Source organism: Acinetobacter sp. YH12140, from assembly GCF_013418475.1.
GTDB lineage: Bacteria > Pseudomonadota > Gammaproteobacteria > Pseudomonadales > Moraxellaceae > Acinetobacter > Acinetobacter amyesii.
This window is the reverse complement of the sequence record NZ_VPBZ01000006.1, coordinates 52,994-72,894: the sequence shown is the minus strand read 5'-3', so window position 1 is coordinate 72,894 and position 19,901 is coordinate 52,994. Positions and strand designations below refer to the sequence as shown.

The window sequence follows — 19,901 nt, the reverse complement described above, 5'->3', positions numbered from 1 at the left end:
TGGCTATGAACAGAATTACATTGCTTCTATATTGTATTTTATGTGCTAATTCTGCTCATGCAGAAGCCGTTGATATGCCTGATGATTTATTTCCAACCAGTATTTGGGTAAACGAAGTAGACCGCAAGAGCGAAGTATTATTACTGACTGAAAATAACAAGTTTTATATAGAGTGCGCAGATCTTGATAAGCTGCAAATCAAAGTAGAAATTCTGAAACGACATGCAACTAAAAATTCATTTTGTTTGGTAACGGATCAAGATATTCAGTCTGGATTTGATTCTCAATTGCAAGCCGTCAAAATTAATCTTCCATCAAAATATTTCTTTGGGCTAGAAACTGATACCTTAATCAGCCAGCCGATGCCTGCAAATTTTGGTGCATTTCTTAATTATGAAATGCATTTTGAAAATAATACTCAACATAATAATTTTGGTGTGCTACCTGAGCTGGGCGTGTTTAAAGACAATTGGATTTTAAGAAATAATGCCTTTTATCGAAATAATAAAGGAGATGATTATCGTGAAGAAAAATTCGTCAGGTTAAATAGTAGTCTTGAGTTTGATTTTTCTAAAAGTGCGACCAAACTGATTATTGGTGATACGACCTCTGCATATAGTGCATTAATTCATGGTGTGCGATTTGGTGGTTTGAGTTTTGGTACAGACTATACGTCACGCCCAGATTTCGTGTATTGGAATATTCCAAGTCTAAAAGGCAGTGCGGTTTTACCTTCGACTGTTGACTTATATATTGATGGCGTAAATATTTATCAGAAAAAGATTTCACCTGGAGATTATAACTTACAAACAGGTGCCAACATTGAAAGTGCCGGTACAGCGCAAATGGTTGTACAAGATGTATTGGGGAATACTACTGTTAGAAGCTTCCCGGTATTAATTAGTAGTAAATTGCTTAAAGAAGATTTAAATGATTACAACATATCATTAGGGAAACTACGCTTCAGTTATGACGAAGAAAATAGCGATTATCGCGATTTTTTCAGTTCAGCCTATTGGCGTAGAGGTGTTACCAGTCGTACCACTTTAGGTGCAAGTGCTACCTATAGTGACAAAGTAAAAAATGCAGGACTGCTATGGACGCAAGCGGTCAATCGATGGTTTGTTTTAGACAGTATTTTTTTAGGCAGTAAAACCGATAATGACGATGGTTATTCTGCAGGTTTGGCTATCAGTCGTAATTTTGGGAAACTCAATTTTGGTGTGAGTTCACGCTACGCTACAAATGATTATCGGGCGTTGGGCTATGAAGATAATCATATTTTTCCAAAATTTGAAAATATGGCGTATTTAAGTTTTGCTAATTTTCCATTCTTTCAAAATTTAAACCTGAACTATATCGAACAAACCCAGTATGAATCTAATGATCCTTTATTTGAATTAGAGGATCGCAAAATGCTCACTGTAGGTGTGAGCCGCGAAATTACACAGAATTTAATGTATACCGCCAATTACTTTAAAGAATTTGGTGATAGCGATGACTCAGGTGCCTTTATTACATTTTCTTATAATTTTGGTGGTGGTAAACGTATTCAGGCTGATGCAGGTACCAATAAATCCGGCGGTGTACGTTTCATCCAAAATGCATTTGGTGAATATGGTGCAAATTATGCGCTCGGTGTGGATTATCGTAATGATGAAACGGTATTAAATGCCTATGGTGGTTTGTCCACTGATGTTGGGGATTTAACCCTAAGTCATCTCTATAGTGAAAATGATTCAACAACCCAGGTTGGCTACCGTGGTGCTATGGTGTGGTTGGGCGGTCAATATGCATTGACCAGTTTTGTCGATAATGCCTTTGCTTTAGTGAATGTTGGTGGTCGTGAAGATATTGATGTCATGCGATCAATGTCTCCAGTCGCGAAAACCAATAAAAAAGGCTATGCCTTTGTACACGATATCGTTCCTTATATTAATTACGATATTTCATTCGATGAAAACCAATTGCCGATCGAAAGCAAAGTTCCGAATGCTGCACATCGTTTAGTCGCATTAAGACAGCGTGGTTATAACATTAATTTTTCAGTATTTGATACACAACAAATATTGGTCAAAATATTGGATGAACAAGGTCATCAATTTGTGGCAGGAAGTGAAGTTGCAATTGATACCCCAGAAGCTGATGTTTATCCAGTGGGTTCAGATGGCACGGTAATGTTATATGGTTTGGTTGAAGGCTACTACAAGTTGACGGTGAGGACCAGTGGTGGTCGATCTTGCCAAACAGCGTTAACAGTGCCGAAAAAGGTAGAAAACCAAACTCCTGAATTAATTACATTGAAGTGTAAATAAAGGAGTATTTCCAATGAAAAGTATTTTACTCATCTCAGCAGCGTTATTTAGTTCAATGACATTTGCAGCGCCGAGTCGTTGTGAAATGGGACGAATCAGTGAAACCAATATGCGCTTGGCGAATTACTATAATAGTCAAGCGGCAAGTTCATTTAGTGTCGATTGTTCCGGTAAATACCGCATACGCTTTAATAGCCGTAATTTGCAGGATACTTCGGGCAGTAGTTTTGTGACGAATGGCCCGATTAAGCTCAAAACACGGATGACTGTTTCAGGTGCGATGGAAAATCTGTGGAATGTTTCTACAGAGCAAGGCGCTGGCAAAAATAACTATGTGATTGCTGTGCGTTTGGTGGAGCGAGTGAATGCAACGACACCTGCAGGAATCTACCGCGATACAGTCTTTGTAAATATGGTGTTTTGAGTTGCTTAGCGACAAAATTTATTTCAAGCCCAAGGTAGCTATATGCGGAGTGCTGATTTCGTTCATACCGCTAGATTGAAGCTTGAGGAAAGAAATTTAGGTGAATCTTGGGCTTTAATCTAAGTAGCTTAATTTTCTGCTATGCGTATAAAGTCAGAAATGAAGGAAATTTGATTTCAGCATATGCTTCCCCGAAAACTACTTTGGGTGTGGCGATTATTTTTGCACTACGCTTGACTAAAAGTGTAAGACGAATTGAAAAATTTAATGGCACTTTGGCCACACTGGTCACACAAGCAAATGAGAGTAAATACACATTTTACACAATCATTATCAGTTGGAAATGGAAAATACTTGCTTGCAAGAGCGTATTCAAATAGCACATGACCTACATGATGGCTCAGCTCGATCATTGCGATTAATGGCATAGACTGAGCAGAGCGCCAAAGATCTGACCAATCCACAATTTTTATCGATGTTGAAAATTTTAAGAGATGATTTACGACAGATCATTGATAGCGGTTCTAGTTTGGGCACCAAACTGCCTGAAACCCCTTTGTTATGGATGGCATCCTTTGGGCACTGTTTTAATCAGTTATTTGATGAGCTCGATATACACGCTAAATGGTCAGTTCCTGCGAAATGGGAAGTGGATGTTACCCCATTGGAATGTCTAAGCTTACAGCGTGTAGCTGAAGAAGCATCTACCAATATTGTGAAGCATAGTCATGCGACCGTGGTGCAGATTCGGATTTATTATGAAAACTCGGCATTGATAATGGAAGTAGAAGACAATGGTGTGGGGTTTGATGTGGATCTGGTCAATCAAGCCGGTTTGAGTGTGGGGCTTCGTAGTATGAGTGGGCGTTTAGAGCGGATGAACGCAGATATGCAAATCACTTCTCGTGCGGGTCAGACGATTTTAAAAGTGATTAAAAATTACGGATAAATCATGATTTTGTAGAAGAAATTAGTCAATTTTTTTCAACAAACTGTCATCAAATAATCATCAAAATGCAAAAAACTGCTGCTTAAACTGTGGATAAACATTTATAAGAAGCATGTAAGATCATGACAGAATCGGCTAACGATTTGGGGCGTATGCAGGATGAACCTGCGCGATTTCAGTTCCAGTTTAAGCATATGCAATCACGAATGGATGTGCAAACGGTCTCAACCTTAATCCGTCCAGGTCTAAAAATCGCCATTGTGACAGATACGTGGGCGCCAGAAATTAATGGTGTTGCACATTCTTTATTGCAGTTGTGTAAAGGCTTGCAGCAACAAGGCAACTCAATATTTTTAATACGTCCTGAACAGTCCGAAAGTTGTCAGGATTTCAAACCTGATCAAGAGTGTTTGGTTCGAGCGCAGTCGATTCCTAAATATTCAGGTTTACAATTTGGCTGGCCGCAACTAATTAAGCTGAGTAAAGCTTTAAAAAAAGCCCAAGTCGACATTGTGCATATAGTCACTGAAGGGCCTTTGGGTTTTGCCATGCTTCAATTGGCGCATTCTTTACACATCCCTGTGTCTAGTGGTTTTCACTCGGCCTTTCATGACTTTAGTCGTTTCTTTGATTTAGCGTTTTTAATGAAGCCTGTACAGCATTATTTACGATGGTTTCATAACAATACTCAACTCACCTGTGTCCCGAGCCAAGATACTGCAGATGCCTTGCATCGATTAGGTTTTAGTTGTCCATTGGTGGTGGTGGGACGAGGTGTGGACCATAGTCGATTTTCTCCCTCACATTATCGAGCAGAACTGAGACAACAGTGGCAAGCAGATGAACATACCCGCGTGATGCTCTATGTCGGTCGGTTATCTCCTGAAAAAGAGGTGGATGTTTTAATTTCAGCCTATCGTTCGATGTTGGCCATGGGTGCACGAACGAAATTGGTCATTGTAGGTGATGGGCCAGATTGTGAACGATTAATGCAATTGGCAAAATCCCTAGATGTTATTTTTATGGGAAGTTTAAGTGGTCAGGCTTTATCGGAAGCCTACGCCAGTGCGGATGTTTTTGTTTTCGCAAGTCAGGTTGAGACCTTTGGTAATGTGGTTTTGGAGGCAATGGCCAGCGGATTGCCGGTGATTGCATATAATGCCGCATGTGCCCAACTGTACGTGAGAAATCAGCAAACGGGATGGTTGTGTCATTTATCTCGAACCGATGAATTTATTCGTCTTATGCAACAATTGCCGCAACGCGCTAAATTAAAAACAATGGGCATCGAGGCGGCAAAAGACGCTGCTAAAATCGGATGGCAATATCCTGTACAGCAATTTGAGCAAGCGCTATATCGCGTGGTGGATCAAGCCATGATGAGCCAATGGAGCTAGCGCTATTGGTTATATACTGGTTGAGCATCCTCATAACCAATATTCATTGAACTGTCATCAAAGCATCATTGCACTGTCAAAAAGAGAACCTAAGCTGAGTCAAACACAGAACTAAACTTGTAAAAATAACAACACAAATCTAGCTCAACCCCAACACAGTCAGGCTTTGACTGTAGATAGGAGATTAGCGATGAATTTTAAAAATGCAAAAACAAGAATGCTGCACCTCGATTTAAAAGGCTGTATTTATCTCAATCATTTTTCACATCAACAAGTTGTGGCTGATATATTTAAAATGGTGAGTCGACTTGGTGATGGTGTGTTTTGGTATGTCATGTTGGCGACGGTCTGGATCGTGCAGGGCATGTCTTACAGTTTGCAAATCGTTTATGTATTACTAGGTGGTTCAGTCGGCACCTCGATCTATAAACTCCTCAAAAAGAAAACTGTGCGCCCAAGACCGTACCAAGTGCATCAAGTGATTCGCTTAGGTGAACGCCCTCTAGATCATTTTAGTTTTCCATCGGGGCATACTCTACATGCGGTTATGGCAACAACAGTGCTGGGCTATATTCAACCCATGTTGTTGGTCTTAATGTTGCCCTTTAGCTTATTGGTGGCATTATCTCGCATGATCTTAGGTTTGCATTACCCGAGTGATGTTGCTGTCGGTGCTGCTATAGGTGCTGCAGTGGGTGCGGCGATTATTCTCTGTGCACCTCTTTTTGGTTTGGTTTTATAGTTTGATGTGGAGATCTTAATTGCAAAATCTGGTAATAAAAAAATTAAAAGGGTTTATCACGTCCAATTGCTGAAATTTGTTAAAGTAAGCCATCATTCTATAGACGATGTTAGGAAGACCCATGGGTTTACGCTGGACAGATACCATTGATATCGCAATTGAGCTGTATGAAGCTCACCCTGATGTTGATCCGCAATGGATTCGCTTTACTGACCTACATGCATGGGTATGTGCATTGCCAAATTTCACTGATGACCCTGAAAAGTCGACTGAAGGTCTGCTTGAGGGAATTCAAATGGCCTGGATTGATGAGGCAAGTTAATCCCTACATCGAAAAAAGCAATTTTTTTGTATAGCAAAAGCAGAAAATAGCGCATTATTCGGTATAATGCGGCAAATTTTTCACGTCAAATTGACTTAAGGAGCCTCTCATGGCTATTGAACGTACTTTATCTATCGTTAAACCAGACGCAGTTGCTAAAAACCACATCGGCGACATCTTTGCTCGTTTCGAAAAAGCCGGTCTTCAAATCGTTGCAACTAAAATGAAACACTTGACTCAAGCTGAAGCTGAAGGCTTCTACGCTGAGCACAAAGAACGTGGTTTCTTTGGTGACCTAGTTGCATTCATGACTTCTGGTCCAGTTGTAGTTTCAGTTCTTGAAGGCGAAAACGCAGTTCTTGCTCACCGTGAAATCCTTGGCGCAACTAACCCTAAAGAAGCTGCTCCTGGTACTATCCGTGCAGACTTCGCTGTAAGCATCGACGAAAACGCTGCTCACGGTTCTGACTCTGTAGCATCTGCTGATCGTGAAGTTAACTACTTCTTCGCTCAAACTGAGATCGCTCCACGTACTCGTTAATTCGAAGTATTCAAACCAGATAAGTGGTATACTGCTTGTCTGGTTTTTTTATTCTCTGAATAATTCTTTGCTCAATAACTGAGCTTCTCCTTTGATCTTTAGACATGGTTTAGGTAAATACACATGAGTACTGAAGTAGTCGCTACATCAGCTGTTTCTGATGCACAGCAACAATCTCCATCCGCTCCGACGCAGCAAAACACTGTGGAGAAAGTGAATTTACTGGGCATGTCACGTCCGCAAATGGAAAAATTCTTCGAAGATATGGGGGAGAAAAAGTTCCGTGCAGGGCAGGTGATGAAATGGATTCATCAGTTCTTCGTGACTGATTTTGCTGAAATGACCAATATTTCTGGAAAATTGCGTGAAAAACTAGAAAAGATTTGTGAAATTAAAGCGCCTGAAGTGGTGCATAAAAATTACTCAAAAGACGGTACTCGTAAATGGGTGTTCCGTGTAGGTGAAGGTGCAGGTTCATTGGTTGAAACTGTGCTCATTCCTGCAGAAGATAAAACCGGCGCACGTAAGACCTTGTGTATTTCATCACAAGTGGGCTGTGCTCTGGACTGTTCATTCTGTTCAACTGGGAAACAAGGTTTCCAACGTGATTTGAGCCAAGCTGAAATTATTGGTCAGCTGTGGATGGCGAACTTCTCTTATATGGAAGATGTGCCAGTTGCGGATCGTGAACGTTCAGTGACCAACGTAGTGATGATGGGCATGGGTGAGCCGCTGTTGAACTATGATGCTGTATTGAATTCAATGCGTATCATGTTGGATGACTTTGCGTATGGTATGTCGAAGCGTCGTGTGACTTTATCAACCTCAGGTGTAGTGCCTAAAATTGACCAATTGGCACAAGACATTGATGTAGCCTTGGCAATTTCACTCCATGCGCCAAATGATGAACTACGTAACGAACTAGTTCCGATCAATAAAAAATATCCGTTGGAACAGTTGATTGCAGCGTGTCAGCGTTATATCGCAAAAGATGGTAATGAAAGTTCGCGTAAACACGTGACCATCGAATACGTGATGTTAGATGGTGTAAATGACCATCCTGAACATGCACAGCAAATGTTAAAGCTGTTGAAAAACTTACCAAGCAAAATTAATTTAATTCCGTTTAACCCGTTCCCGCATGCGCCATACGGTCGTTCAAGCCGTAACCGTATTATTTCTTTCCAAAAAACTTTGTCTGATGCCGGTTTTGTGTGTACGATTCGTCAGACACGTGGTGATGATATCGATGCTGCGTGTGGACAACTCGTGGGGCAAGTTGCTGACCGTACTCGTCGTGCGGAGCAATGGAAAAAGAAAGTTGCGCAGCAAAATGAGATACTGCGCTCACAAGGATAATAAAGAGGCAGCCAATTGAAAAAGTTAACGTATAAGTTCACTTTCGTTTCAGCTTTATGTGCATCGGTTTTGGCATTAACAGCATGTCAAACGCCTGAGATTGGGAAAAAAGACCCAGAGAAAGCCGTAAAAATCAGAACGCAATTGGCTGTTGAACACCTGAAAGCAGGGGATTTGGACTCTGCTAAACGCGCATTAGATCAGGCTTTAGAGGTGGATTCTCGCGATTCTCAGGCCAATATGATGATGGGTGTCTTACTGCAACGAGAAGGCAGTCCAGCCAACTTAGAAAAAGCAGATAGTTATTTTAAGCGTGCAATTTCAGCAGACTCAAAAAATTCTCAAGCACGTAACAACTACGGTACGTATTTATACCAAGTTGAGCGCTATAATGATGCGATTGAACAGTTCAGCATCGCAGGTTCAACTTTAGGTTATGATCAACGTTTCAAAGCATTGGAAAATTTAGGTCGAATTTACCTGAAAGTGGGTGATGTGGCGAATGCTGAAAAATCATTCAAACAAGCTTTGCAGGCTAATCGTGATTCTTATGTTTCAATGTTAGAGTTGTCTGAAATCTTTTATTTGAATCAGCAGTTCCCTGCTGCCACACAAATGTATGAACAATTTGTACGTGCAGTAGGACAAAAAAATCAGGGTGCGCGTGCACTCTGGATTGGCATTCGAACAGCGCGTGCCAATGGCGACAATTTGGGTATGCAAGTACTGGTCAACCAGTTACGTGCTTTGTTCCCAGAAAGTCCTGAATACCAACGCTATTTGCAATTACAGTACAGTACTGAGGCCGTATGGAAGTAAATCCTAATTCACCGCAATCGAATGGTTCGAGCGTAGCTCCAAATGCATTAGGAAATGTACAACGCCCAGGTGAGTATTTACGTCAAGTACGTATTACGCAAAAACTGGAACTTGAAGCTGTCGCATCAGAACTCAATATTCCATTAAAAACACTGACTGCACTTGAGCAAGATGATTATAAGTCATTGCCTGAAGCGACCTTTATTAAAGGTTACTACCGCACTTATGCCAAATATTTAAAAGTTGATGCAACCAATATCATTCAACGTTTTGATGATATTTATGCTAACGATACGGGTTTGTTGCCAAATCACGCGTTAAACAATTCACCGATTAAAATTATGGGTAAATTACCCGGTTCTAACCGTGACCGTAATCGTAAATGGATCAAACGTGGTCTGATTGCATTGGCTGTGTTGGTAGTCATTGGTGCGATCGTGGCGGCGATTCAGGGCATGACCTCGGGCAGCGATAATGAAGACGCTGTGACCAATGATGTCGCTTCAGAAGTTCAAGTCCTCGACATGAATGGCGGAAATGCAGCGGTTAGTGGCGATCAATTGACATTGACCTTTAGTAGCCCGACTTCAGTACATATTGTTGATTCGACGGGTAAAGTTTTGGCGACAGGTCGTCAAGCATCGACGCTCAACTTAAACGGTGAAACACCATTCCAAATTCGTTTGGATGATGCAACAGCAGTGTCATTAAGCTTAAATAATGAAAATATTTCATTGTCACCATATACCGTAAACGGCAAAGCAGATTTCCGTTTATCACGTTAAGGGACAACAGAGCAGACTGAACAATGATTGAAAATCCCATTAAGCGCCGTCCAACGCGTAAAATTAAAGTAGGTTCGGTGTATGTCGGTGGTGATGCGCCGATCAGCATCCAAAGTATGACCAATACTGAAACCTGTGATGTCGAAGCGACCGTGGCACAGATTCAGCGCTGCGTTGATGTAGGCGCAGACATCATGCGTGTTTCTGTACCGAGTATGGAAGCTGCTGAAGCTTTTGGTGAAATTCGTAAACGTGTGCAAGTGCCACTGGTTGCCGATATTCACTTTGATTATAAAATTGCTTTACGTGTTGCAGACCTTGGTGCAGATTGTTTGCGTATTAACCCGGGTAATATTGGTTCTGAAGCCAAAATCCGTGAAGTGGTAGCTGCTGCACAACATAATGACATCTCTATGCGTATTGGTGTCAATGCAGGTTCACTGGAAAAAGATATTCAAAAGAAATATGGTGAGCCTACAGGTCAGGCTTTGCTTGAATCTGCAATGCGCCATATTGATATTTTAGACCGTTTAAATTTCCATGAATTTAAAGTGTCAGTCAAAGCATCGAATGTCTTTCTGACGATGGATGCTTACCGTTTGTTATCTAAACAAATTGATAACCCATTACACTTGGGTGTGACTGAAGCTGGTGTATACCGTACGGGTTCAGTCAAATCTGCTATCGCTTTAGGTGGTTTGTTGATGGAAGGTATTGGTGACACCATGCGTATTTCATTGGCAGCAGAGCCTGAAGAAGAAATCAAAATTGGCTTTGATATTTTAAAATCATTGGGCTTACGTTCAAACGGCATTAACTTTATTGCATGCCCAAGTTGTTCACGCCAAGAGTTTAATGTCATCAAAGTCATGCAAACATTGGAAGAGCGTTTAGAAGATATTCGTACCCCAATGGATGTATCGGTGATTGGTTGTAAAGTGAATGGTCCGGGTGAAGCCAAAGAAGCCGATATTGGTGTAGTAGGTGCAAGTCCGCGTTCACTGGTGTATCGTAATGGCGAAAAGAGCCATTTAATTGACACAAATCAGTTGGTTGACGAAATCGAAGCGATGGTTCGTCAACGTGTTAGCGATCTTGAAGACGCTAAAGCTAAAGAGATTATTCGCACAAGTTTTTCTGAGTAGATCATGAGTTCAATCGTCGCAATCAAAGGTTTTAATGACATTCTCCCTACGCAAAGTCCTGCATGGAGACGTCTAGAACAGCATTTATCTAGCTTGATGGATGCTTATGGTTATCAGCAAATTCGCTTGCCGATTGTGGAGCAGACTCATCTGTTCAAACGTTCTATTGGTGATGCAACGGATATCGTTGAAAAAGAAATGTACACATTCTTAGACAAAGGTAATCCGCCTGAGTCTTTGACTTTGCGTCCAGAAGGAACAGCAGGGTGTGTACGTGCAATGCTTGAACATAACTTACTTCGTGGTGCTACACCGCGTGTATGGTATGTCGGCCCAATGTTCCGCTATGAAAAACCACAAAAAGGTCGCTACCGTCAGTTCCATCAATTTGGCGTAGAAACTTTTGGTGTTGCAACACCAGATCAAGATGCAGAATTGATTTTAATGACTGCACGTTTGTGGAAACGTATGGGCGTTGCAGATAAAGTTCAATTAGAACTCAATACTTTAGGTGAGTCTGATGAACGTGCAGCTTATCGTGCAGCATTGGTTGAATTCTTAGAGTCACATAAAAATGACTTAGATGAAGATTCACAGCGTCGTCTAACTACGAATCCACTGCGTATTTTGGATTCTAAAGATGCAAAAACACAAAGCATTTTGGAAAATGCGCCAAAACTTCACGACTTTATGGGTGAAGAAACGTTGGCTCACTTTGCTCAATTGCAGCAGTATTTGACTGATGCTGGTGTTGGTTTTGTGATCAATCAAAAATTGGTTCGTGGTCTCGACTATTACAACAAAACGGTCTTTGAATGGACAACTACACACTTAGGTTCTCAAGGAACGGTATGTGCTGGTGGTCGTTATGACGGTTTAGTCGGTCAGCTTAAAGGTAAAGTAGACCAGTCGGTGCCTGCTGTTGGTTTTGCAATGGGTATGGAGCGTTTGCTTCTTCTACTTGAACAAGTGGAAGACAATACTCCTGTACGTGACTGTGAGCTATTCTTGGTTTCAGATCCTGCAACTCAAGGTAAGGCATTGGTCCTTGCTGAACAAATTCGTGATCAACTTGAAGCAGCGGGTAGCAACATTCGCTTAAAAGTTGGTTCACAAGGTTCAATGAAATCGCAAATGAAAAAAGCAGACCAATCGGGTGCTTTATTTGCTGTGATTTACGGTGAACGTGAGCAAGCAGCAGGGCAAGTGCTGGTGAAAGAGCTAGCTATTGCAGAACAACACGAAGTGAATGTGGCAGACTTTGTTGCCTTCATTATCGAAAAAATTTCTTCAAAATAATCCCTATAACATAAGGAAAAAGGTAATTTCATGAGCGCATTGAGTGAAGAAGAACAACTTGATAATTTAAAATCGTTTGCTAAAAAATATGGCTCTGCCATTGTTAGCGGCATTTTAATTGCGTTGATTGCCTTTTTCGGATGGGAATACTGGCAGAAGAAAACTTTGGCTGAATCGCAAATGCAAACAGCCAAAGTACAGCAGTTAATGGATGAAGCTCAGTCGGCGACGGGTGACGCTTTTACACAACTTTCTGCGACTGCAGATAAAATTGTAAAAGAAGCGCCAGATTCGCCACAAGCCATCCAAACTCAGTTGCTTATGGCAAAATTGGCATATGATAAAGCCGATTATGCCAATGCTGAGAAAGCTTTGAAAAAAGTTGAAAATTCAAAAGTTGACGATGCAGGCTTAGTTCAATTGGTGAAATTACGTTTGGCGTATGCACAATTGGCACAAAAGAAATTTGATGAAGCATTAAAAACTTTAGAAGCGGTTAAAGAACCTGCTTTTCAAGCGACTGCAGATGAAGCCCGTGGCGATGTCTATGTTGCAAAAAATGATATCGAAAATGCAAAGAAAGTTTATCAAAGTGCATGGGATGCTTTGGTTGAGCGACAAGAAGAACGTCAAATTTTACAAATTAAACTCGAAAGTGTAGGCGTTTTAGTTGATGATCCTGAAATTGAACGTCCGATTATAGATACACAAGTGGAAGCAACTGAATGAATAGAAAATACAAAATTACCTGTGCGCTGACAGTTTTAACACTTGCTTTGGCTGGTTGTGCAAATAAAGGAAAAGTAGAAAAAGTAAAACCAAATCCTTTACCAAAATTGGAACAGGCAAAAACTTTAGCACCTGTATTTTCAAACAGTGTGGCTTCAACTGAAGAAGCAGATCCACTACGTTTACGTATGGATGCAGATAATGGCGTTGTTTTTAACGTAAATCCTAATGGTGAAGTTCAAGCCTACAAAGGCAAAGAGCGTTTATGGCAGAAGAAAATCTCTAAACAAGGTTTGACTGCAGGTGTAGAAGCAGCTGACGGAATTGTGGTTGTTGGTAATGCAAAAGGTCAATTATTTGCATTAGATCAGGCAACAGGTGAACAAAAGTGGACGGCGCAATTAACCGGTGCGTTACTTTCACCGTCGTTGATTCAAGCAGGTCGCGTTATTTCAGTTACCAATGATGGTACGGTATATGCAAACGATGTGGCAACGGGCCAACAAACTTGGACCTATAACTTGCCAAATGTGCAGTTTAGTTTACGTGGTATGGCAGCACCGGTATCACTCGATGCGCGTCATGTTCTCATCGCTTCTTCAAATGCCTATATCTATGTGATTGATGCATTGAGCGGTATTCCGAAAATGCAGCGTCGTGTTGCAGTGTCAGACGGTCGTTCAGATGTACAACGTCTCATTGATATTGACGGTGAACCGACTGTAGCAGGTCAATTTTTAATTACCACCAGTTACCAAGGCCAAGTGACAGCGCTTGATCTTGCCTCACAACAAGTGATCTGGAGCAATGATGCGAGCAGCATTCAGCGTCCTGAAGTTGCGGGCAATGGTGTCTTTGTGACACAAACTGATGGTAAAATTGTGGCTTATGAAATTACCACTGGTCAAACATTGTGGGAAAATGACCAATTGCTTAATCGTAATTTGAGTAACCCAGTGATGTTAGGTCAAGACCTTGTGGTTGGTGATCTGGATGGTGTACTTCACTTAATCAACCCAGCGACAGGCGAGTTGGTTGGTCGTTCTAAAACCAGTGGTGAAGTACGTTCACTACGTGTAATTGACAACCAATTATATGTGTCGACACGTAAGGGTGCATTAAGCATTTGGCAGAACCGTTAATTTTTCTGCGGCTTATGTTAAAATAAGCCAAACCGTATTTTTAACGCGGGGGATTGAATCATCAATGCCCCGTGTTTTTATTTATTTTAGGCATTTATCCTATTTCCATTCTTCCTAAGCTTTCTGATGTTCAGACCAGACCAAACTGGCTGATCTGGAATAAAGGTTAATCTATGAAACCCGTAATTGCGCTCATTGGTCGTCCGAACGTCGGAAAATCAACGTTGTTTAACCAGATAACCAAGAGCCGTGATGCTCTCGTTGCTGACTTTGCCGGTCTGACTCGTGACCGTAAATATGGTGACGCGACTTATCAAAATAAATCTTTCATTGTCGTTGATACTGGGGGTATTGGCGAAACTGAAGGTGGTATCGATTCGTACATGGCAGAACAGTCAAAAACTGCCATCAATGAAGCAGATATTATTGTGTTCGTTGTTGACGCTCGCGCAGGCTTATTAGCATCTGATGAGCAAATTGCTCGTGACCTACGTACGCTAGGTAAAAAAGTTTATCTTGTTGCCAATAAAGTCGATGGTGTACATGCCGAAGCAGCTTTAGTTGAATTCTTCAAATTGGGTATGGGTGAACCACTTCAAGTGGCTGCCAGCCATGGTCGTGGTGTTCAGCAAATGCTTGAAGAAGTGTTAGCTGAAGTGCCTGAAGATGAAAGTGAAGAACAACACGATAAAGACACAGGCTTACGTTTAGCGATTATTGGTCGTCCAAACGTGGGTAAATCGACTTTAGTGAATCGTTTGTTGGGTGAAGACCGTGTGGTTGCATTTGACCAACCGGGTACAACACGTGACTCGATTTATATTCCATTTGAACGTGATGGCCGTAAATATACGTTAATCGATACTGCGGGTGTACGTCGTAAAGGTAAAGTGGACGAAATGATCGAGAAATTCTCGATTGTGAAAACTTTACAAGCGATGAAAGATGCGCATGTTGTGGTTATTGTTGTCGATGCACGTGAAGGGATCGTTGAGCAAGACTTGCATTTGATTGGTTATGCGCTTGAAGCAGGCCGTGCGATGGTGATTGCCATCAACAAATGGGACAACATGTCTGACTATGACCGTAAACAGTGTAAATTAGATGTTGAACGTCGTTTTGACTTTATTCCATGGGCAAAAATTCACTTAATTTCTGCACTTCACGGTACAGGTGTTGGTGATCTTTATCCATCGATCCACCGTGCTTATGATTCTTCGCATTTGAAAGTATCACCTGCGAAAATCACTCAGATCTTGAATGATGCAACTGATGCGCACCAACCACCAATGGTTCAAGGTCGTCGTATCAAAATGCGTTATGCGCATATTGGCGGACAAAATCCACCGACGATTGTGATTCATGGTAACAAGGTCGATAAAACGCCAAATGACTATCGTCGTTACCTAGAAAACGTGTTCCGTAAAGTTTATAAACTTGAAGGTACGCCAGTCAAAATTGAATTTAAAACCTCTGATAACCCATTTGAAGGTCGTAAGTCGCAAATCGATGAGCGTACGGCGGCACGTAAACGTCGTTATGTTCAGAAGTTCAAAAAAGCGGAAAAGAAATTCAAACGCTAAGTTTAGATGAACAAAAAAAGCCTGCAGATATGCAGGCTTTTTTATTTCACTTTATTTATCTAAAAAGATGTAGAAATTAGTTTTTACACTTTTTAGCTTGGCGGTAAATATCAATATTATCTAGATTAGCTTGAGCAATTTCAATGGCTTGCTGTGCGCTGCTGCTATCCTGTTGTGTATTTTTATTGCCCGAAAAAGCTGTCGCAAATTGTCCCATACGCGCGGCTGTTTCAGATTGACCTGAAAATGCGGATAGCGCGTTGCCAGCAAGACCAGCCCATTTTGAAACTTGATTATTTTGCTGTGCAGACGCTTGGCTTAATGCCAGTTGCGATGCTTCCAATGTACGTTCGAAAGTTTTACGTTCAACGCTCAGATCAGTGCAATCTAAGGTTTTTAAATAACTGGTGCTATAAACACTATTGTTGGTTTGGTTAGCTTGATTGAAATTTGAGGCATAGCCACGGTCTGCTTGAGCTACAGCATTGGCAGCTTCTTGACGGCTTTGATTCATACGCGCTTCAGCTTGGTCCATAATCGCGCCATTTTGGGCACCCATTACTGCAACGGCTGCATCCAATAATCCTGCTTGAGCGAAACATGGTAGGACGCAAAGTGAACTGATTAAGGTGATTTTTCTTAGCATGTGGTTTACCCCGAGTTTTAAATTAAAGTTATAATAATCTAGAGTATTTTATCTAATTAAAGATGTATTTGAAATATTTATTATACTTAAGTATTTGAATATATTTATAATATTAAGTATTTCTTAAGTGGTCTGAAATATTTTTAAACTGAGTTTTAAAATCTCGATAAGTCAAAGGACCGATGCGCTCATCTGTATTGTGGTGTATTTTGTGTCGGAGAGTCGCATAAAATATAGCGTCATGGACGTAGTGTAAAAGATATTGGATCAATAACTTATGGCGAAAATTCAGCTTGAATATAGTGCAATTACTGACTTCTTTGTGGAGCCGCATGGCTTGAGTCGTCAAGAGGTAATTGCCGTGCGTAAACAAGCCATTTACCAATATCGCAATCAATTACTCGGGCAGCGGCTAAATAGGTCAGTTGAAAATTCAGATTTTTCAAAGTCTGCATTTGGTAAGCCTTTTCTTCCTGATTTTCCACACTTTCATTTTAATCATAGTCATAGCCAGCAGCATTATGTTTTGGCCAGCAGTGAAAAAATCGCCAATATTGGTGTTGATATTGAGGATTTAAATCGAAAAGTTCGTTTTGATGCGATGGTTCAACACAGTTTTCATCCCGAAGAATTGCTTCATTGGGAGAGCTGTGAGCATGATCCTGATTTTTGGTTTAAAGTTTGGACCACCAAAGAGGCGGTACTTAAAGCGTCAGGTTTAGGGATTCGAGTGAACCTGAATGAACTGAATACGCAGTGTCATCCTGAGCAGAATGGTGGGATGTGTAGCCATCCCACCATTGGCACTTTTGCTTATCAGAATATTCAACTGCCGCATGTCATGTTGACGGTGGCATGGCAAAGTGAACAATCTTGCCGAGGCTTTCATTTGCCGAAAATTGAGTTGAATGTCTTATAAATCGGTATGAAATAAAATAACTATAAAAAAAGCCCTGTTCTGGCTGAACAGGGCTTTTTTTGAAAATCAATCTAAACTGGCATTAGATTAGATTTTGCATTTTTTAGAACCTTGGTAGATACCAATGTTGTCGATGTTTGCTTGAGCAGCAGATTTGTTCGCTTGTTGAAGTTCAAGGTTGCTTGCATCAGAAGTATCTTGCTCACCAGCCAAGCTGTTTGCAATGTTGCCTGCACGAGCAGCTTTTTCAGAGTTACCACCGAAAGCAGCAAGAGCGCCACCCGCTAAACCAGCAAATTTGCTCAATGATTTACCTGGTGCTTGAGCAGATGCTTGGATGTTTGCAATGTTTTTGTCAGCAGCTTCTAAAGAGCGCTTAGCATTCGCTTTTTCAACAGCAAGAGTTGCACAATCCATCGCTTTTAATTCTGAAGATGCGAATTGAGTTGTAGCAAAAGCAGAAATTGAAATAGAAGTAACAGTTGCAAGAACAAGTAATTTTTTCATGAAATAATTCACTTTATTGTTAGAAAATAAACGCCCGAAAGTAATGGGCGGGTGAATATTATTCAAAAAAAGGAATTTTGTCCTGTTAAAATGTGACAATTGTGTAACTTTGTGTAATTTGCGTACAAAAATGATTGCAAAATTAAATGATTAGTAACACGTTGCTATTTGGGTTTTTGTGCAATCCAAATATTACTTAAGCGGTTGACAAATTGCGGGCTAAACTTCGATAAATTAAATAAAAATTTAGCTTTCATCCCCACAGGTGTATGTGTGGCCATTAAGACAGTATCCTTTTTTTGTACCAAGGCATAAATTTGCTGAGCGACATCGCTCGGTTGAAGATTGACCCCCATTTTCTTAATACTTTGTGCATCCATGTCTTGCACCATCGCGGTTTGAACAAATAAAGGCATCACATCTAAAACGCGAATATTGTATTTTTGCCATTCAATATCCAAACTTTCAGTGAACCCGCGGACAGCAAATTTAGATGTGGCATAACTGGCTAAATCCGCTTGTCCATAAATTGCTGAAGCCGAAGAGAGGTTAATCACACGAGCAAAATTGCTTTGTTTTAAATAGGGAAATGCCGCATAGCAACCGTTTATCACCCCTTTGACATTGATATCAATCGTACGGTGGTGTGCAGACAGTTCCGTATGTTCAAAGCTACCTGAATACAGAATTCCGGCATTATTGACTAAGATATTCAGCTGACCTGCCCAAGCAACAAATTCAGCTAAAGCGCTTTGCCATTGCTCTGGTTGTGTCACATCTAAAAGCCCAGCTTTGGCATGGCTACCGAGTTCAGCAGCTAAGGAGGTGACTTGAGATTGGTTAATGTCGTAAAGCCCAACTTTATAGCCTTGTTGTATGAATAGTCGTGCAATTGCTGCGCCAATCCCTTGTCCTGCACCACTAATAAAAATACTTTGCATGTTATGCTTCCTTAAATTGAGTTGCTCATTCCCTGAGTGAATTTTGAGCATATCAAATTCTGTAATCGAAACAATGTACTGATGAGTAAATAGCTGGAGTTCACATGGAACAATTATTAGCAGTGATGAAAGAATTACGTGAAAAATGTCCATGGGATCAAAAGCAAACCCCAGAAAGTTTGACTCGTTATGCCATCGAAGAAGCCTATGAAGTTGAAGCGGCAGTTCGTTCAGGTCAGAGTGATGATGTACGAGATGAACTGGGAGATTTATTACTACAAGTGGTTTTTCAGTCGCAGATGTATAGCGAACAAGGCGCGTTTAATTTTCAAGATGTGGTGCAAGCCATTACAGATAAATTAATTCGCCGTCATCCCCATGTGTTTCAGGCAGAGCAATTCTCAGCACTCAATGCGGATGATGTGGCAACACTATGGAAACAGATTAAACAACAAGAAAAAGCGGGGAAATCAGCATCTAGATTAGATGAGGTTAAACATGCTCCTGCATTAAGCCAAGCAGATGAAATTCAAAAAAATGTGGCGAAAATAGGCTTTGATTTTCCAGATATTGAAGGGGCCTATGGCAAGCTTGAGGAAGAGTTGGGGGAATTAAAAGAGGCCTTAGCAGGCAAAAAATCCGACGAAATATTTGATGAATTTGGTGATTGCTTATTTTCTCTGGTGAATGTTGGACGTAAGATTGGCATCTCAAGTGAGATGGCACTGTTAAGTACCATTCATAAATTTAGAAGCCGTTTTGCTTATATTGAAGCACAGGCCACATTACAACAAAAACATGTAGAAGACTTGTCCCTGACTGAAATGGATCAGTTATGGGAACAGGCAAAACAACAATTAAAACAACAGGCTAAATATGTATCACATCCTAAAGAATAAATACTTTACGCAATTACTTGTCTTGGTTTTGAGTTTAATGGCAGATTTAACTTTTGCGCAAAGCCCTTCGGGCTACGCGGAATGGAAAGCCATGCAGCAAGCTCAAGATCAGCAATTAAAAAAGCAATCTGAGGCCTCTAAGTCCAAAGCGACAACTGCACCCAGCAATGCAAACTATTATTTGTCACGACCCAGCACTCAGCAAAATAGCCGATCAGATCAGGTACGCTTAAATACAGCCTCAGTCGATGAACTGCAGACATTGCATGGAATTGGTCAGAAAAAAGCGGAAGCAATTGTGCAATATCGCAAAAGTAATGGCTTATTTAAAAGCATTGATGATATTCAACAGGTTAAGGGAATCGGTCCTGCGCTGTTTGCTAAAAATAAAGCAAAATTGGCACTTTAAGTGAAGTGTAAAAAAAAGAATTAGGTTAA

21 protein-coding genes are annotated in these 19,901 nt (G+C 40.9%); 18 read left to right on the top strand and 3 right to left on the bottom strand.

The genetic code is table 11. The features are described 5' to 3' along the window. Positions 1 to 5: 5 nt before the first annotated feature. The 15 genes from FTU75_RS09665 to der all read left to right on the top strand — a co-directional run bounded on the left by FTU75_RS09665 (position 6) and on the right by der (position 15,551). Positions 6 to 2,315, top strand: a complete 2,310-nt coding sequence (locus tag FTU75_RS09665; RefSeq protein ID WP_180115849.1) for a fimbria/pilus outer membrane usher protein — start codon at positions 6 to 8, stop codon at positions 2,313 to 2,315. 13 nt (positions 2,316 to 2,328) lie between these two features. Continuing rightward, positions 2,329 to 2,739, top strand: coding sequence for a hypothetical protein (locus tag FTU75_RS09660; protein WP_180007213.1), 411 nt, complete (start codon positions 2,329 to 2,331; stop codon positions 2,737 to 2,739). Positions 2,740 to 3,214: 475 nt separating this feature from the next. Beyond that, positions 3,215 to 3,688 carry a sensor histidine kinase gene (locus FTU75_RS09655; protein WP_180115848.1) on the top strand — a complete coding sequence of 158 codons (474 nt, stop codon included), beginning with the start codon at positions 3,215 to 3,217 and terminating at the stop codon, positions 3,686 to 3,688. 119 nt (positions 3,689 to 3,807) lie between these two features. After that, complete coding sequence (locus FTU75_RS09650) at positions 3,808 to 5,085, top strand: glycosyltransferase family 4 protein (RefSeq protein ID WP_373685862.1); 1,278 nt, start codon at positions 3,808 to 3,810, stop codon at positions 5,083 to 5,085. A 190-nt stretch (positions 5,086 to 5,275) separates the two neighbouring features. After that, positions 5,276 to 5,827, top strand: coding sequence for a phosphatase PAP2 family protein (locus FTU75_RS09645; RefSeq protein WP_180115846.1), 552 nt, complete (start codon positions 5,276 to 5,278; stop codon positions 5,825 to 5,827). Between the two features lie 121 nt (positions 5,828 to 5,948). Further along, a complete protein-coding gene (iscX, locus tag FTU75_RS09640; RefSeq protein ID WP_078189615.1) occupies positions 5,949 to 6,149 on the top strand; it encodes a Fe-S cluster assembly protein IscX in 201 nt (66 codons plus the stop codon). A gap of 109 nt (positions 6,150 to 6,258) precedes the next feature. Continuing rightward, positions 6,259 to 6,690, top strand: a complete 432-nt coding sequence (gene ndk / locus FTU75_RS09635) for a nucleoside-diphosphate kinase (protein WP_078189614.1) — start codon at positions 6,259 to 6,261, stop codon at positions 6,688 to 6,690. A gap of 123 nt (positions 6,691 to 6,813) precedes the next feature. Then, the gene (gene rlmN, locus FTU75_RS09630; protein WP_180034883.1) at positions 6,814 to 8,049 is read left to right on the top strand and encodes a 23S rRNA (adenine(2503)-C(2))-methyltransferase RlmN; all 1,236 of its coding nucleotides are present in this window, start codon (positions 6,814 to 6,816) and stop codon (positions 8,047 to 8,049) included. 15 nt (positions 8,050 to 8,064) lie between these two features. Then, positions 8,065 to 8,868 carry a type IV pilus biogenesis/stability protein PilW gene (pilW, locus tag FTU75_RS09625; RefSeq protein WP_078189612.1) on the top strand — a complete coding sequence of 268 codons (804 nt, stop codon included), beginning with the start codon at positions 8,065 to 8,067 and terminating at the stop codon, positions 8,866 to 8,868. Next, entirely contained in the window at positions 8,859 to 9,653 is a 795-nt protein-coding gene (locus FTU75_RS09620) for a RodZ domain-containing protein (RefSeq protein WP_180115845.1), read from the top strand. The genes pilW and FTU75_RS09620 overlap by 10 nt, the downstream gene beginning before the upstream one ends. A 23-nt stretch (positions 9,654 to 9,676) precedes the next feature. Beyond that, a complete protein-coding gene (gene ispG / locus FTU75_RS09615) occupies positions 9,677 to 10,798 on the top strand; it encodes a flavodoxin-dependent (E)-4-hydroxy-3-methylbut-2-enyl-diphosphate synthase (RefSeq protein WP_078192661.1) in 1,122 nt (373 codons plus the stop codon). A 3-nt stretch (positions 10,799 to 10,801) separates the two neighbouring features. Next, positions 10,802 to 12,097, top strand: a complete 1,296-nt coding sequence (gene hisS / locus FTU75_RS09610; protein ID WP_180055934.1) for a histidine--tRNA ligase — start codon at positions 10,802 to 10,804, stop codon at positions 12,095 to 12,097. Between the two features lie 30 nt (positions 12,098 to 12,127). Beyond that, positions 12,128 to 12,826, top strand: a complete 699-nt coding sequence (locus tag FTU75_RS09605) for a tetratricopeptide repeat protein (RefSeq protein ID WP_180102548.1) — start codon at positions 12,128 to 12,130, stop codon at positions 12,824 to 12,826. Further along, positions 12,823 to 13,968 (top strand): outer membrane protein assembly factor BamB, encoded by a 1,146-nt coding sequence (gene bamB, locus FTU75_RS09600; RefSeq protein WP_180115844.1) that lies wholly within the window; start codon positions 12,823 to 12,825, stop codon positions 13,966 to 13,968. The genes FTU75_RS09605 and bamB overlap by 4 nt, the downstream gene beginning before the upstream one ends. Before the next feature lie 173 nt (positions 13,969 to 14,141). Continuing rightward, on the top strand, positions 14,142 to 15,551 hold the full coding sequence (der, locus tag FTU75_RS09595; RefSeq protein WP_078192658.1) for a ribosome biogenesis GTPase Der: 1,410 nt from the start codon (positions 14,142 to 14,144) through the stop codon (positions 15,549 to 15,551). 76 nt (positions 15,552 to 15,627) lie between these two features. Here der and FTU75_RS09590 read toward each other — a convergent pair whose 3' ends face one another. Further along, positions 15,628 to 16,197 carry a hypothetical protein gene (locus FTU75_RS09590; RefSeq protein ID WP_180115843.1) on the bottom strand — a complete coding sequence of 190 codons (570 nt, stop codon included), beginning with the start codon at positions 16,195 to 16,197 and terminating at the stop codon, positions 15,628 to 15,630. A 277-nt stretch (positions 16,198 to 16,474) separates the two neighbouring features. On the opposite strand from FTU75_RS09590, the gene FTU75_RS09585 reads away from it, so the two are divergent. Continuing rightward, positions 16,475 to 17,116 (top strand): 4'-phosphopantetheinyl transferase superfamily protein, encoded by a 642-nt coding sequence (locus FTU75_RS09585; protein ID WP_180115842.1) that lies wholly within the window; start codon positions 16,475 to 16,477, stop codon positions 17,114 to 17,116. 87 nt (positions 17,117 to 17,203) lie between these two features. Here FTU75_RS09585 and FTU75_RS09580 read toward each other — a convergent pair whose 3' ends face one another. Together FTU75_RS09580 and FTU75_RS09575 are read right to left on the bottom strand one after the other, a co-directional pair. After that, positions 17,204 to 17,623: a hypothetical protein gene (locus tag FTU75_RS09580; protein WP_180102551.1), complete on the bottom strand. Its 420-nt coding sequence runs from the start codon at positions 17,621 to 17,623 to the stop codon at positions 17,204 to 17,206. Positions 17,624 to 17,787: 164 nt separating this feature from the next. Beyond that, entirely contained in the window at positions 17,788 to 18,564 is a 777-nt protein-coding gene (locus FTU75_RS09575; protein ID WP_180115841.1) for an SDR family oxidoreductase, read from the bottom strand. 104 nt (positions 18,565 to 18,668) lie between these two features. Between FTU75_RS09575 and mazG the strand changes: the two genes are divergently transcribed. Together mazG and FTU75_RS09565 are read left to right on the top strand one after the other, a co-directional pair. Beyond that, positions 18,669 to 19,463: a nucleoside triphosphate pyrophosphohydrolase gene (gene mazG / locus FTU75_RS09570; RefSeq protein WP_180115840.1), complete on the top strand. Its 795-nt coding sequence runs from the start codon at positions 18,669 to 18,671 to the stop codon at positions 19,461 to 19,463. Further along, positions 19,441 to 19,872, top strand: a complete 432-nt coding sequence (locus FTU75_RS09565) for a ComEA family DNA-binding protein (protein ID WP_180115839.1) — start codon at positions 19,441 to 19,443, stop codon at positions 19,870 to 19,872. The genes mazG and FTU75_RS09565 overlap by 23 nt, the downstream gene beginning before the upstream one ends. Positions 19,873 to 19,901 lie beyond the last annotated feature (29 nt).